Origin of the sequence: Xanthobacter wiegelii, from assembly GCF_043193855.2 — a bacterium.
Classification (GTDB): Bacteria; Pseudomonadota; Alphaproteobacteria; order Rhizobiales; family Xanthobacteraceae; genus Xanthobacter; species Xanthobacter flavus_A.
Map to the genome: position 1 here is coordinate 3429609 of NZ_CM195529.1, position 13983 is coordinate 3443591.

Consider the following 13983-nt stretch of genomic DNA (forward strand, 5'->3'; position numbering starts at 1 on the left):
GGAACGGGGCGCCGAAGCGCCCCGCCTGTCAGCTTATCAATCCCCTCACGCCGCCTTCGCGGCCAGCGCCTTGCGCTTCAGGTCCGGCGGCACGGCCTCGTCGACCAGCGCGGCGATCACCTCGTCCAGCGCGCCGGAGGTCTGGGCGTTGGAGCCGAGGCGGCGGATGGAGAGGGTGCGTTCGGCCGCCTCCTTCTTGCCCGCCACCAGCAGCACCGGCACCTTGGCCAGCGAGTGCTCGCGCACCTTCAGGTTGATCTTCTCGTTCCGGAGGTCGAGTTCCGCGCGCAGCCCCGCCGCCTTCAGCGCGTCCACCACCTCGGCGGCGTAATCGTCCGCGTCGGAGGTGATGGTGGCGACCACCACCTGCGTCGGCGCCAGCCACAGGGGAAAGTGCCCGGCGAAGTGCTCGATGAGGATGCCGGTGAAGCGCTCCATGGAGCCGCAGATGGCGCGGTGGATCATCACCGGCGTCTTCTTCTGCCCGTCCGCATCCACATAGAAGGCGCCGAAGCGCTCCGGCAGGTTGAAGTCCACCTGCGTGGTTCCGCATTGCCATTCGCGGCCGATGGCGTCCTTCAGCGTGTATTCGAACTTGGGGCCGTAGAACGCGCCTTCGCCCGGCAGGATGCCGGTCTTGATGCGCCCGCCCGACTGGGCCTCGATCTCGGCCAGCACGCGGGTCATCACCTCTTCGGCATGATCCCACACGGCGTCCGAGCCGACGCGCTTCTCCGGCCGCGTGGAGAGCTTCACCACGATCTCCTCGAAGCCGAAATCGGCGTAGGTGGAGAGGATGAGATCGTTGATCTTCAGGCACTCCGCCGCCATCTGCTCCTCGGTGCAGAAGATGTGCGCGTCGTCCTGGGTGAAGCCGCGCACGCGCATCAGCCCGTGCAGCGCGCCCGAAGGCTCGTAGCGATGCACCGCGCCGAACTCGGCGAGGCGCATGGGCAGGTCGCGATAGCTCTTCAGCCCGTGCTTGAAGATCTGCACATGGCCGGGGCAGTTCATGGGCTTGAGCGCGAACACGCGTTCGTCCTTGGTCTCGTCGCCGGCCGACTGGACCTTGAACATGTTCTCCTTGTACCAGCCCCAGTGGCCGGAGGTTTCCCAGAGCGAATGGTCGAGCACCTGCGGGGCGTTGACCTCGCTGTAGTCGGCTTTCAGCCGGCGGCGCATGTAGGCGACCAGCTCCTGGAACAGGGTCCAGCCCTTGGGATGCCAGAACACCGTGCCGGGGCCTTCCTCCTGGAAGTGGAAGAGGTCCATCTCCCGGCCGAGGCGGCGGTGGTCGCGCTTCTCGGCTTCCTCCAGGCGGTGGAGATAGGCGCCAAGCTCCTTCTCATCCTGCCAGGCGGTGCCGTAGATGCGGGTGAGCATCGGGTTGTTCGAATCGCCGCGCCAGTAGGCGCCCGCCACCTTCATCAGCTTGAAGGCGTTGCCGATCTTGCCCGTGGAGGGCATGTGCGGGCCGCGGCAGAGGTCGAACCACTCGCCCTGCTTGTAGATCTTCACGTCCTGGTCTTCGGGAATCGCGTCGACCAGCTCGACCTTGTAGTTCTCGCCCTTGGCGGCGAACACGCGCTTGGCCTCCTCGCGCGTCCACACTTCCCTGGTGAAGGGGCGGTCGCGGGCGATGATCTCGCGCATCTTCGCCTCGATGACCGGCAGGTCTTCCGAGGTGAAGGGGGCGTTGCGGGCGAAGTCGTAATAGAAGCCGTTCTCGATCACCGGGCCGATGGTGACCTGGGTGCCCGGCCACAGCTCCTGCACCGCTTCCGCCATCACGTGGGAACAGTCGTGGCGGATCAGTTCCAGCGCGCGCGGGTCGTCGCGGGTGACGATCTCCAGCTTCGCGTCGCGGGTGATGGGCTGGGAGAGGTCGGCCAGTTCCCCGTCGAGGGTGACGGCGACGGCCTTCTTGGCGAGGGATTTGGAGATGGCGGCGGCGATGTCCGCGCCGGACGTCCCCTCGGCATAGTCGCGCTTGGCGCCATCGGGGAAGGTCAGGGAAATCATGTCTCGGCTCCTTGCGGCCCACTCCTGCGCACCTCGCAGGTAGGCCTTTTCGTTAAGCGCGCCCTTTTAGGCGAGGCCATGGCGCCGCGTAAAGCGCGCGGGCGGGGCGAGGCGGCTCGAACGGCGGCGAAGCAAGGTTCGCGACAGCCCCGGTCCGTGAAACCGGCGGCTTCCGCGCTCTGGATACCGTTCAGAAACCGTTCAGGGCCAAAATGCTGCACTGCTTCGGCCGCGTCCCCCCTTTCCCTCGCGCGCGGCCTCGGCTAATCGGGAAGCGGGGTCGTGAGTGTTCGCCATGCTGGCGTCGTTCCGGAAAGGTCCAGGGAGGGCCTTTTCTGGAAGGCAGGGCGGTTCACGCGGGGTGGGAAACCGGACGCGCGCTTTTCAAAGCTGCACGGCCGGCGAGGACACCGCTCGACCGGGCTTATCGCCCGGTATGCGTCTAGAAGAGGCCGGCATGATGCCTGTGACGATCAAGACCTTGACCTTCGCCGCCCTGCTTCAGGTGGGCGTTTTTGCCTTCGCGACCGGCGCCAGCGCGCAGGTCGGCCCGCGCGGTGGCCCCGGCGCGGTGATGGACATCGACGAGCAGCCGGGCCTCACCGCCCCGGACGACGACATGGCGCAGCTCGATCCCCAGTTCCGCCACCAGCCGGTGTATTTCCGCACCACGGAAAAGCCCGGCACCATCGTCATCCACACCAACGAGCGCTTCCTGTACCTGGTGCAGGGCGACAACCGCGCCATGCGCTACGGCATCGGCGTGGGCCGCGACGGCTTCCAGTGGTCGGGCCTCAAGACCATCGAGCGCAAGGCCGAGTGGCCGGACTGGACTCCGCCGTCGGAGATGATCCAGCGCCAGCCCTATCTGCCGCGCTTCATGGCCGGCGGCCCCGGCAATCCCATGGGCGCCCGCGCGCTCTACATCGGCGGCACCGTCTACCGCATCCACGGCACCAACCAGCCGCAGACCATCGGCTATGCCGTGTCCTCCGGCTGCTTCCGCCTCGTGAACAGCGAGATCATCGACCTCTACAGCCGCGTTCCGGTTGGCACCAAGGTCGTGGTGCGCCAGCAAGCCGCCCTCTGAGGGCGGCTCTTTCTCCGATACTTCCTCACTGGGGGACTTCATGAAGACGATCCTGGCCCTACTGGCCGGCGCGGCCGTTGCGCTCGGCGCGACGGGGGCAACGGCGCAGACCCTCAAGACCGTGAAGGACCGCGGCGAACTGGTCTGCGGCGTCTCCAAGGGGCTCCCCGGCTTCTCCGCCCAGGACGCCTCCGGCAAATGGATGGGCTTCGACGTCGACGTCTGCAAGGCGCTGGCGGCGGCCATCTTCAATGACGCGAACAAGGTGAAGTACGTGCCGCTGACCGCGGACGAGCGCTTCCCCGCCCTCTCCAAGGGCGAGATCGACGTGCTCTCGCGCAACTCCACCTGGACGCTGGAACGCGAGGCCAAGCTCGGCCTGCTGTTCACCGCGATCAATTATTACGACGGCCAGGGCTTCCTGGTGCGCGACGCCCGCAAGGTCACGTCCGCCCTCGAGCTCGACAAGTCCAAGGTCTGCGTGCAGGCGGGCACCACCGCCGAGAGCAACACCAAGGACTATTTCGCCGCCAACGGCATGACGCTTGAGCTGGTCACCCTGCCCACCTCCGGCGAGCTGGTAAAGGCCTATGACGAAGGCAAGTGCGACACGCTCACCACCGACGTGTCGCAGCTCTACGCCCTGCGTCTGACCATGACGAAGCCCGGCGACCACATCGTCCTGCCGGACGTGATCTCCAAGGAGCCCCTCGGCCCCGTCGTCCGCCAGGGCGACGACCAGTGGGCGAACCTGGTGAAGTGGACCGTGTTCGCCATGATCAACGCCGAGGAACTGGGCGTCGCGACCACCACCCTCGACGCCGCGGTGAAGTCCCAGAAGCCCGAGGTGAAGCGCCTCGTCGGCAACGAGGGCAATTACGGCGAGGAGCTGGGCGTGACGAAGGACTTCGTCGTGCGCATCGTGAAGGCGGTGGGCAATTACGGCGAAAGCTTCGAGCGCAACGTGGGCGCCGCCTCCAAGCTCGGCATCCCGCGCGGCATCAACCAGCTGTGGAGCATGGGCGGCATCCAGTACGCCCCGCCGGTGCGTTGATACGGTACAGGGATCGGCGGTGCGCTGGTCCCTGCGGCTAAGCTGTTGGTCAAGCTGACAATTCAAAACGCCGCGCTCGCAGGGATGTGAGCGCGGCGTTTCCGTTCGGGCATCAGGGCCGGCTGAATCTCAGGTGGGGATAGCTCAGTGGTCTGCTGTCGGAGCCGGGGTAGTGTTGGCAGCGGGCGGTGGCAGAGCCGGCGCATATGGAGGCGTCATGCGTTGTTGTATCGCCTGATCGACGGTCGACTGGACTTTGTCCCGCCAATCGACGCCGCGCCCGAGCTGATCACCGCCAAATGCCAGCATGGCGGCCAATATCCCAAGGATCGCGAGGACGGAACCAATCGCGGTTACGATCATAGTGATACGAGTCGAATTGTTCTCGCTACGAACCGTGGCCTTCGTTTCCTTAATCTCGTCACGAAGCGACGCAGTTTCCCTATTGGACCCATCAATCCGCGCGAGGATCAGATCCATCTTGCCGGCAAGTTCGGCAAATCCGGTGCGCACATCTCCTTGCATCGTGGCGAACTTGGCGTCCGTCCGGGCTTCTGCGGCGGCGATTTTCGCGTCAACCAAGCTTTCTTCCATGGGCGTAGATATGCGCTCTTTCGTTTGGTCCGGCAACGATTGTGGGAAAATGTAGTTCGAGATTTTTCCTTCTGGCGTAAGCGGACCCACTTTGATGGAGCTTGACGGTTGTTCTCTGCTGGGGGAGAGCCGTTTTGCAAATGCCATTGGGGATGGAGTATTTTTCTGGGTGCTCGCCCGTGTCGAAACTGGGCTCATTCCGCGCCCCCGCCCCGTAGCCTCTTCCGGAACTCCTCGAGTCGAGCTGCGTCGATGAGGCCATCAGAAACTAGGCCTTCGATAGAGTTTTCGAGAAATGCAAAAAATTTACTAGTGCATCAATTGGCATAACGATCTGAATAGAAGCGTTGAATTGGCTGTCTCCAACTCCGCTAATTGAAGGATCAAACCGGCCAAGATAAAATTTGGCGACATGTTTCCCGTGCGCAAGATTAGCAATTGCTTCTACATAGACGATCGGAGTATTTGGGTCTGCGTACAAAGGGCTGTCATCAGCCTCATTTAGTTCGCCCGCCTTAGCGTTGTCTGACATCTACGCCCCTCCCTGCCAGGCTACAACCATAGCGCGACGTTGGATAAGGAGTCGATAGGATTGGCATGGACGCTGGCTAGGCATTCTCATACGACACCAACCTGCCTCAATGCCTTGTCCTAATCTCCCGGCGCTTCACGCCCCGAGGAGAATTGGATGACCGAGGTTTCCCGCCGGACCCTTCTGGCCGGCACGGCCGGCATCGCCGGTGCCATCGCCGGCGGACTCGGTTCCGCCGCCGCCCAGAACCCGACCCAGCCGGTCGCCGGCACCCAGTCCACCCCCGCCCCCAATCCCGACGCGGCAAAAGCCAATCCGGCCAAGGCGGCCGGCCCGGCTCAGGTGCCGAGCGCCTATCGCTACAAGGTCGGCGACGTGGTGGTGACGGCCATCTCCGACGGCATGCGGACGATTCCGCTCTCCGACACCTTCGTGCGCAACCAGCCGAAGGACGCGGTGAACGTGGCGCTGAAGAAGGCCTATCTGCCGGAAAACCAGGTGCCGATCTCCTTCACCGTCCTGCTGCTCGACATCGGCGGGCGCAAGGTGCTGATCGATACCGGCAACGGCGGGCAGGCGGGGCCGGTCGGCCTCGTGCGCGGCACCCTGGAGGATCTGGAGATCGACCCCGCCTCCATCGACCAGATCGTGATTTCCCATTTCCACGGCGACCACATCAACGGCCTCCTCGCCGCCAACGGCACGCCGGTCTTTCCCAAGGCGCAGCTGATGGTCCCCGAGAAGGAATGGGCCTTCTGGATGGATGACGGCCAGATGAGCCGCGCCCCGGACGGCCTCAAGGCCGGCTTCCAGAACGTGCGACGGGTGTTCAAGCCGTTCGAGGGCAAGGTGGAGCGCTACGCCTGGGACAAGGAGGTGGCGCCGGGCCTCAAGGCGGTCGGCACGCCCGGCCATACGCCGGGGCATACCTCCTTCGAGCTGGAGTCGGGCTTCGATACCCTGTTCATCCAGTCGGACATCACCAACCTGCCGGCGCTGTTCGTGGCCAATCCGGGCTGGCACGCCATGTTCGACATGGACGCGGCGGCGGCCGAGGCGGTGCGGCGCAAGACCTACGACCGGCTCGCGGCGGAGCGCATCCTGGTGGCGGGCTATCACTTCCCCTTCCCCGGCGCGGCCTATCTGGAAAAGCAGGGCGACGGCTACCGCTACCAGCCCATCTACTGGCGCCCGGTGCTGTGAGGCATTGAGGGCAAGGCGGCGGGTTCACCCCGCCGCCACCTCGCCGGCGATCCAGGCGAGATAGGCGGGCAGCCCGCCGTCCAGCGGCAGCACGACGATGGCCGGCACATCGTAGGGATGGGCGGCGCGCACCGCCTCCACCACCTCGGCGGCGCGCTCGGAGGTGGTCTTCAGCATCATCACCGCCTCGGTGCCGCGCTCGATCCGTCCCTCCCAGCGGTAGATGGAGACCATCTCCGGCAGGATGTTGGCGCAGGCGACGAGACGCGCCTCCACCAGCGCGCGCGCCATCTCCTCGGCCGCCGCGACGCTGGGGAAGGTGGCGTAGACGATGCGCGCGGGCATGAGTTCCTCCGGGCGATGGGCTTCACCCGCGACCCTACCATCCCGCCCGGCGCCTCGACAGATTGCGGCGGGACCGCTAGACCGTTCCCGGCCCCTTCCGCTCCCGGCCCGCCGACCGGACGATCCTCCTGACCGACGCACCGATGAGCGAACCCCGTTTCCAGCGCATTGCCTTCGTTGCCAGCCAGACGCCCGAGGCCGAGGCCGCGCGCGAGCGCCTCATCGCCCGCTACGGCCTGGTCGAGGAGGAGGACGCCGACGTGGTGGTCGCCCTCGGCGGCGACGGCCTGATGCTGCAGACGCTGCACCGCTTCCGCGAGCGTACCCTGCCCATCTACGGCATGCATCGCGGCTCTGTGGGCTTCCTGATGAACACCTTCCGCGAGGAGGGGCTGGTCGAGCGCCTCACCGCCGCCCAGCAGGTGACCATCCATCCGCTGATGATGGAAGCCGTCACCTCCAACGGCATGCGCCACCGCGCCCCGGCCTTCAACGAGGTGTCGCTGCTGCGCCAGTCCTATCAGGCGGCGAAGCTGCGCATCTCCATCGACGGCAAGATGCGGCTGGAGGAGCTGATCTGCGACGGCATCATCGTCGCCACCCCGGCCGGCTCCACCGCCTACAACCTCTCCGCCCACGGGCCGATCCTGCCGCTCGGCACGGCGCTCCTGGCGCTCACCCCCATCTCGCCCTTCCGCCCCCGCCGCTGGCGCGGCGCGCTGGTGCCGGACCGCGCGCGCATCGACATCGCCGTGATGGAGGCCGACAAGCGCCCGGTGAGCGCGGCGGCCGACCATTTCGAGGTGCGCGACATCATCGCCGTTTCCGCGCGGCTCGACCCCACCTCCTCCGTGGACATGCTGTTCGACCCCGACCACGGTCTCGACGAACGCATCCTGCGCGAGCAGTTCGTCTACTGACGCCACGGGCGCCGGCGAGCCATGGTCTTCTCCTCCGTCACCTTCCTGTTCTATTTCCTGCCGGCCTTTCTGCTGTGCTACTTCGCGACCCCCGGCGTGCGCGCGAAGAACATGGTGCTGCTGGCCTTCTCGCTGGTGTTCTACGCCTGGGGCGGCATCGCCAACGTGGCGGTGCTGGCGGTGTCCATCGTCGCCAATTATGTCCTCGCCCTCGCCATCGACCGCCGCAGCGAACGCTGGCGGCTGCGCGTGCTGGGCCTCGCGGTGGCGGCGAACCTCGCCGGGCTGATCGCCTTCAAATATTCCGGCTTCCTGGCGCAGAACATCAACGTGCTGCTGGCGCCGACCGGCCTCGCGCTGCCGGTGGTGCATCCGGCGCTGCCGCTGGGCATCTCCTTCTTCACCTTCCACGCCATCTCCTACCTCGTGGACGTGTACCGCCGGAAGGCCTCGGCCAACGGGCGGTTCGAGGAGATCGCGGTCTACATCACCATGTTCCCGCAACTGGTGGCGGGACCCATCGTCCGCTACTCCACCATCCATCGGCGCATCCGCGACCGCCGCACGACGCTGGGGCGGGTCTCGGCGGGACTGCGCATCTTCGTCATCGGCCTGTCCTGGAAGGTGCTGATCGCCGACGAGGTGGCCCCCGTGGTGGCGGCGGTGTTCGACAACACCGCCACGCCCAATCTCGGCGAGGCGTGGCTCGGCGTCACCGCCTATGCGCTGCAGATCTATTTCGACTTCGGCGGCTATTCCAACATGGCCATCGGCCTCGCCATCGCCATGGGGCTGAAGTTTCCGCGCAACTTCAACCTGCCCTACGGCGCGCGCTCCATCTCGGATTTCTGGCGCCGCTGGCACATGAGCCTGTCGAGCTGGTTCCGCGACTATCTCTACATTCCGCTGGGCGGCAACCGGCACGGCCACTGGCACACCGCGGCGAACCTGTGGACCGTCTTCCTTCTGTGCGGCCTGTGGCACGGGGCGAGCTGGACCTTCGTGATCTGGGGCGCCCATCACGGCACCTTCCTGGTGCTGGAGCGCACCCGCTTCGGCGCGTGGCTGAAGACCGCGCCGCGCGTGCTCTCCCACCTCTACGTGCTGCTGGTGGTGCTCACCGGCTGGGTGTGGTTCCGCGCCGACAGCCTGCCGCAGGCGCTGGAGCTGTTCCAGGGCCTCGTGGGGATGAACGGCGCCGGCTATCTTTCCGCCCAGCTGGAGGTGGAGCTGAAGCCGGTGACGCTGGCCATCCTCGTGCTGGCGTGGCCGCTCGCCATGTTCGGCCTGCCCCGCCCCGGCGGGCGGAGCATGGCGCCGAAGACGCGCCTCGCCGTATTCGGCGCGGTGGACAGTCTCGTGGTGTGGGGCCTGTTCTTGCTCTGCGTGCTCTCGGTGGGCGCGGCGACCTACTCGCCGTTCCTGTACTTCCGCTTCTAGTTTCGGAGGGACGCCATGCCGCTTCTGATGTCCTTCCGCCGCTGGTGGGCGGTGATCTTCTTCGCCATCCTCACCCTGCCCACCATCGGCCTCGTCGCCCCGGACCTGCCGGCGCCGCTGCGCACGGTCGCCGCCCCCGAGGCGCGCTGGTGGGAGGATGCGGCGCGCCGGCTCGATCCCTACATCAACAACGCCTTCGGCTTCCGCGGCGCGGTGCTTTCCGCCCATCGCTCCTACGTGCGCTTCATCGGCGACACCCAGGGCGACCTCGCGCTGAAGGGGGAGAACGGCTCGCTCTTCCTCAAGGACGAGCACGCGCTGGAGCAGTCCCTCGGCCAATTGGTGCGGCCGGAGGCGGTCAGCGGCATCGTCGCCCTCGCCGAGCGCATGAACGCCTATATGAAGGCCCATGGCGGGCGTTTCGTGGTGCTCATCCCGCCCAACGGCCACACCACCAATTTCGAATATCTGCCCGCCTATGCCCGGCGCCTGAAGACATCGCCCACCGAGTATGACCTCGTGGCGGAGCAGATGAAGGCGGCCGGCATCACCTTCGTGGACATGCGCCCCATTCTCGCCGAGGCGAAGAAGACGGGGCCGGTCCACTGGCGCTACGACACCCACTGGAACCAGCGCGGCCAGCTTCTCGGCTTCAACGCCGCCATGGCCGCCGCCGGCCGTCCCGATCTGGAGGTGAAGCCGGAGGACGCCCTCGGCCCGCCCGAGCCCCGCCTCACCGGCGACCTGCTGCGGGCGACCGGCTCACCCGTGCCCAACCCGCCGGACGTGATGTTCCCGCCCAAGGGGCCGATGGTGGCGCCGAAGGACCCGAAGCTCATCCCCGGCATCTTCAAGCCGGTGCCGGACAACGACCCGTTCCAGCCCTATGCCATCGACACGGGCCATGCCGGCCCGCGCATCATGGTCATCGGCGACAGCTTCTCCCAGGGCTCCTGGCGCGGCCTCGGCCAGTCGCAGGCCTCCGCCTATGCGTGGATGCACCACCGCTATTGCCGCTTCGAGATGAGCGCCATCGAGAAGTTCAAGCCTGACATCCTCATCTACGCCCCGACGGAGCGCGCCATGCCCTGCAAGGGTACGCCGGCGGAGTGAGAGCCGGGTGGGCGACCTAGCCTAAAGGTCACGGTGACGTTGCTGGAGCCAAAGGCGCCGCTCGGATAGGCTCCGGATCCAGCCTCCGCGTCGGGAGGGGTCGGAGCCGCTCATTTTTTCGAAGCGGGGCCACTCATCCACCCGGTGGGGCGCCGCGTATCGAGGGCATGAATGTCGCCGAGCCTCGTCTCCTCCGTGATCCGCCGCAGCAGCGTCGCCCTCGACAGCTGGCGGAGGCCGGCCTTCGTTTGGCGGGAGGGACGGCCTTGAGCGTCCAGCCCGCCGAGCCACGGGTGGCATCCTCCGGTGCCGAGCTGAGCGCGATGATCGTCGCCATCGCCAGCCGCGCCGACCGCGAGGCCTTCGCCCGGCTGTTCCGCCATTTCGCGCCGCGCGTGAAATCCTACCTCGTGCGCAGCGGACTCTCCGCCAATGCCGCCGAGGAGCTGGCGCAGGAAACCCTGCTGACGGTGTGGCGCAAGGCAACCTATTTCGACCCCACCCGCGCCGCCGCCTCCACCTGGATCTTCACGATCGCCCGCAACCTCTCCATCGACCTCAAGCGCCGCGAGCGCTATGGTGATACCTATCATGCCGAGACCCACGAGGACGAGGTGGACGAGACCTCGGGCGAGACCATCCTCATGACCGCCGAGCGGGAGGCGCGCGTCCGTGCCGCCCTCGCCAAGCTGTCGGAGGAACAGGCCACCATCGTCCGCCTCTCCTTCTTTCAGGAGAAGCCCCATTCGCAGATCGCGCAGGAGCTGGGCATCCCGCTGGGCACCGCCAAGTCGCGCGTGCGCCTTGCGCTCAACCGTCTGCGCGCCTTGCTGGAAGACCTGAAATGAGTGTTTCGACCCACCCCGGCACGGAAACCCTGCTGCGCTATGCGGCGGGAACGCTGCCGGCCGGTCCCCGCCTGCTGGTGGACGTGCATCTCGACGGTTGCCCCGAATGCCGGGCGGCGGTGCGGCGGTTCACCGCCGTCGGCGGCGCGCTGCTCGATGCCAGCGAGCCGCTCGCCCTCGCCCCCGATGCGCTCGACCGGGTCCTTGCGCGGCTCGACGGCCCGCCCGCGCGCCGCAATCCCGGCCTGCTCCACCACGCGGAAGCCGCGGGCGCGATGCCGCAGAAACGGCATCCGCTGCCGGAAGGGCTGAAGCTGCCGCCCGGCGTCGTGCTTCCCCCCGCCATCGCGTCGCGCCGCATCGGCCGGATGGTGCCGGTGTCGCCGGGCGTGCGGCTCGGCCTGGTGCATCTGGAGGAAGACCCGGACGCGCAGGTGCTGCTGTTCCGCATCGCGCCCGGCCGCGCCATTCCCCAGCACACCCATGCGGGGCTGGAATTCACCCATGTGATCTGCGGCGGCTTCAGCGATCCCAACGGCCACTACGGCCCCGGCGATCTCGTGGAGTGCGACGCGGACATCGACCACTCTCCCCGCGTGGACGACGACGGCGAATGCATCTGCCTCGCCGCCTTCGACGGCCGCATCCGCTTCCGCGGCCTGCTCGGCATGGTGACCCGGCCATTCCTCTGAGGCCTTCGGCCTCAGGTTTTGCGTTGCTTTCGCTCAGGCGCCGCGCGGGCTTTTAAGGTGGTTTCGCTCAGGCGCCGCGCGGGCTTTTAAGGTGGTTTCGCTCAGGCGCCGCGCGGGCTCCCACGCGCCGGGCGCTCGGGTCCGTTCCAGAGCCGTCATCCCCCGGCTCGTCCGGGGGATCCACCCCAGCGCCCATCCGTCTTCCGTCGTCCGGGAACCGCTCGGGCCCAAAAGTGGATCGCCCGCACAAGGCGGGCGATGACGGGGAGGAGTGCCGTTCGGGCTTTATCGTTGCCTGCGCTCAGGCGCCGCGCGGGGTTTTAAGGGCGCTTTCGCTCAAACGCCGCGCGGGCTTTTAATGACAGCTCCTCAGAACTGCGTGCGGGTGACGCCCTTCTTCACCACCGCCAGCGCCTCGGAGAGATCGCTCGCCAGCGCCGCCTTCTGGACGGGGCCGAGGAAACGGCCCACGGGCACCGTGCGCTTGCCGCTGATGAGAGCGACGTCCAGCGTCCCATGCTCGTCATCGTCCTCGCGCCACAGGCGGGTCCAGAAGGGGTTGAGGCGCGTGGTGGAGGGCCGCCCCGCCGCCGGCTCGCGGCGGATTTCCACGATGCTGGGCGTGACGCGGATGTGCTCGCGCGCCCGCGCCGAGCGGAAGCTGGCGCGGAAGGCGATATAGATCAGAAGCACATCGAGGCCGAAGAAGCCGAAGATGGGCCACGCCCCCATGGCCAGGAACGCCGCGCCGGACACCAAGCTCACCGCCCCGATGACCGCCATCACCCAGAAGAAGCCGCGCCGGGAGAGGGAACGGTGCGGCGCGAGCGTGACCGCATAGACGACGGGCTCGTCTAGAGCCTGCGCGTGCGTCTCGGGTGCGATGTCTCGGTCGCTGGTCTGGGGCATTGCCCGGTACTATACCCGAAAAATGCCGCGCAGGATCACCCCGCCGAAACCCGCTCCCCTCCCAGAGGCTGACGCCGCGACGCAGCCACGCGCGCCGCGCCCGGCGAAGAGCGCAGGGAAAGCCCCCGCCGGCCCGGTCGGCGGCGTTAAACGCCTCCCTCAGCGGCCGTCATCCCCCGACTCGTCCGGGGGATCCACCGCGGCGCGATCGGCCCACCCGAAGGCCCGGAAGCGCCCGGGCGGAAGCGTGGATGGCCCGGACAAGCCGGGCCATGACAACGGAGGGGGTGGTCCCCCGACGAGGCGAGGCCGCGTCGTGCATGCTCCGGCCCCAGCTCCGCCCCCGCTCCCCCGCCGCAACAAGGCGGTGGCCAATGCGGCGGCCGCGGTGCATGGGCGCACCGTCTCGCCGTGGACGGAGGCCGAGATCACCGAGGCCTTCTCCCGCTTCGAGGCGCAGGACCCGGAGCCCAAGGGCGAGCTGGACCACACCGACGCCTTCACTTTGCTCGTCGCCGTGGTGCTCTCCGCGCAAGCCACCGACACCGGCGTGAACAAGGCGACCAAGGGCCTGTTCGCTGCCGCCGCCACCCCGGCCGCCATGGTGGCGCTGGGGGAGGATCAGGTGGCCCACCACATCCGCACCCTCGGCCTGTTCCGCGGCAAGGCGAAGAATGTGGTGGAGCTGTCCCGCCTGCTGCTGGAGCGCCATGGCGGCGTGGTACCTCAGGACCGGGAGGCGCTGGAGGCGCTGCCCGGCGTCGGGCGCAAGACGGCGAACGTGGTGCTCAACATCGCCTTCGGCGTGCCGACCATCGCGGTGGACACCCACCTCTTCCGCGTCGCCAACCGCACCGGCCTTGCCCCCGGCGCGACGCCGCTGGCGGTGGAACTGGGGCTGGAGGCACGCATTCCCGACCGCTTCAAGCTGCACGCCCACCACTGGCTGATCCTGCACGGCCGCTACATCTGCAAGGCGACGAAGCCCGCCTGCGGCCGCTGCCTCATCACCGATCTGTGCCGCTGGCCGGAGAAGAATTTCTGAGGGCCGCGCTGCCGACATTGGCCCTGTCCTGTGTCGCGGCGTCATCCTCCGGCTCGTCCGGGGGATCCACTCCTCCGCCGGCTGGGTCTCAGGTTTCCTGCACCCCACATGCGGCCCGGTGGATGCCCCGGACAAGCCGGGGCATGACGGTGCGAAAAGGCCTCCCCGCCCGAAAG

Annotated in this window: 14 protein-coding genes; 9 read left to right on the forward strand and 5 right to left on the reverse strand. The window is 67.5% G+C overall.

Annotation, left to right across the window (positions count from 1 at the left end; genetic code table 11):
- Positions 1–45 precede the first annotated feature (45 nt).
- Positions 46–2022: a threonine--tRNA ligase gene (gene thrS / locus V5F63_RS15955; RefSeq protein ID WP_394100906.1), complete on the reverse strand. Its 1977-nt coding sequence runs from the start codon at positions 2020–2022 to the stop codon at positions 46–48.
- A 457-nt stretch (positions 2023–2479) separates the two neighbouring features.
- Here thrS and V5F63_RS15960 point away from each other — a divergent pair, with 457 nt between their 5' ends.
- Entirely contained in the window at positions 2480–3112 is a 633-nt protein-coding gene (locus V5F63_RS15960; protein ID WP_394100905.1) for a L,D-transpeptidase, read from the forward strand.
- Between the two features lie 40 nt (positions 3113–3152).
- Positions 3153–4166 (forward strand): amino acid ABC transporter substrate-binding protein, encoded by a 1014-nt coding sequence (locus V5F63_RS15965; RefSeq protein ID WP_394100904.1) that lies wholly within the window; start codon positions 3153–3155, stop codon positions 4164–4166.
- A 144-nt stretch (positions 4167–4310) separates the two neighbouring features.
- On the opposite strand, the gene V5F63_RS15970 is transcribed toward V5F63_RS15965, so the two are convergent.
- Entirely contained in the window at positions 4311–4958 is a 648-nt protein-coding gene (locus V5F63_RS15970) for a hypothetical protein (protein WP_394100903.1), read from the reverse strand.
- Between the two features lie 70 nt (positions 4959–5028).
- Entirely contained in the window at positions 5029–5292 is a 264-nt protein-coding gene (locus V5F63_RS15975; RefSeq protein WP_394100902.1) for a hypothetical protein, read from the reverse strand.
- Positions 5293–5448: 156 nt separating this feature from the next.
- On the opposite strand from V5F63_RS15975, the gene V5F63_RS15980 reads away from it, so the two are divergent.
- Positions 5449–6495, forward strand: a complete 1047-nt coding sequence (locus tag V5F63_RS15980; protein WP_394100901.1) for an MBL fold metallo-hydrolase — start codon at positions 5449–5451, stop codon at positions 6493–6495.
- A 24-nt stretch (positions 6496–6519) separates the two neighbouring features.
- Here V5F63_RS15980 and cutA read toward each other — a convergent pair whose 3' ends face one another.
- Positions 6520–6840: a divalent-cation tolerance protein CutA gene (gene cutA, locus V5F63_RS15985; protein ID WP_209483783.1), complete on the reverse strand. Its 321-nt coding sequence runs from the start codon at positions 6838–6840 to the stop codon at positions 6520–6522.
- Positions 6841–6983: 143 nt separating this feature from the next.
- Between cutA and V5F63_RS15990 the strand changes: the two genes are divergently transcribed.
- The 5 genes from V5F63_RS15990 (at position 6984) to V5F63_RS16010 (ending at position 11853) form a co-directional block, all read left to right on the forward strand.
- Positions 6984–7760 (forward strand): NAD kinase, encoded by a 777-nt coding sequence (locus V5F63_RS15990; RefSeq protein ID WP_209483785.1) that lies wholly within the window; start codon positions 6984–6986, stop codon positions 7758–7760.
- Between the two features lie 21 nt (positions 7761–7781).
- A complete protein-coding gene (locus V5F63_RS15995) occupies positions 7782–9200 on the forward strand; it encodes an MBOAT family O-acyltransferase (protein WP_394100900.1) in 1419 nt (472 codons plus the stop codon).
- Between the two features lie 15 nt (positions 9201–9215).
- Positions 9216–10313 (forward strand): alginate O-acetyltransferase AlgX-related protein, encoded by a 1098-nt coding sequence (locus V5F63_RS16000; RefSeq protein ID WP_209483789.1) that lies wholly within the window; start codon positions 9216–9218, stop codon positions 10311–10313.
- A 266-nt stretch (positions 10314–10579) separates the two neighbouring features.
- The gene (locus tag V5F63_RS16005; RefSeq protein ID WP_245327186.1) at positions 10580–11161 is read left to right on the forward strand and encodes a sigma-70 family RNA polymerase sigma factor; all 582 of its coding nucleotides are present in this window, start codon (positions 10580–10582) and stop codon (positions 11159–11161) included.
- A complete protein-coding gene (locus tag V5F63_RS16010) occupies positions 11158–11853 on the forward strand; it encodes a ChrR family anti-sigma-E factor (protein ID WP_209483793.1) in 696 nt (231 codons plus the stop codon). Before V5F63_RS16005 ends, V5F63_RS16010 begins: the two co-directional genes overlap by 4 nt.
- 369 nt (positions 11854–12222) lie before the next feature.
- Here the strand turns inward: V5F63_RS16010 and V5F63_RS16015 are convergent, their stop codons facing one another.
- Positions 12223–12762, reverse strand: a complete 540-nt coding sequence (locus V5F63_RS16015; RefSeq protein WP_209483794.1) for a DUF2244 domain-containing protein — start codon at positions 12760–12762, stop codon at positions 12223–12225.
- 316 nt (positions 12763–13078) lie between these two features.
- Here V5F63_RS16015 and nth point away from each other — a divergent pair, with 316 nt between their 5' ends.
- Entirely contained in the window at positions 13079–13807 is a 729-nt protein-coding gene (gene nth / locus V5F63_RS16020; RefSeq protein ID WP_394100899.1) for an endonuclease III, read from the forward strand.
- Positions 13808–13983: the final 176 nt, after the last annotated feature.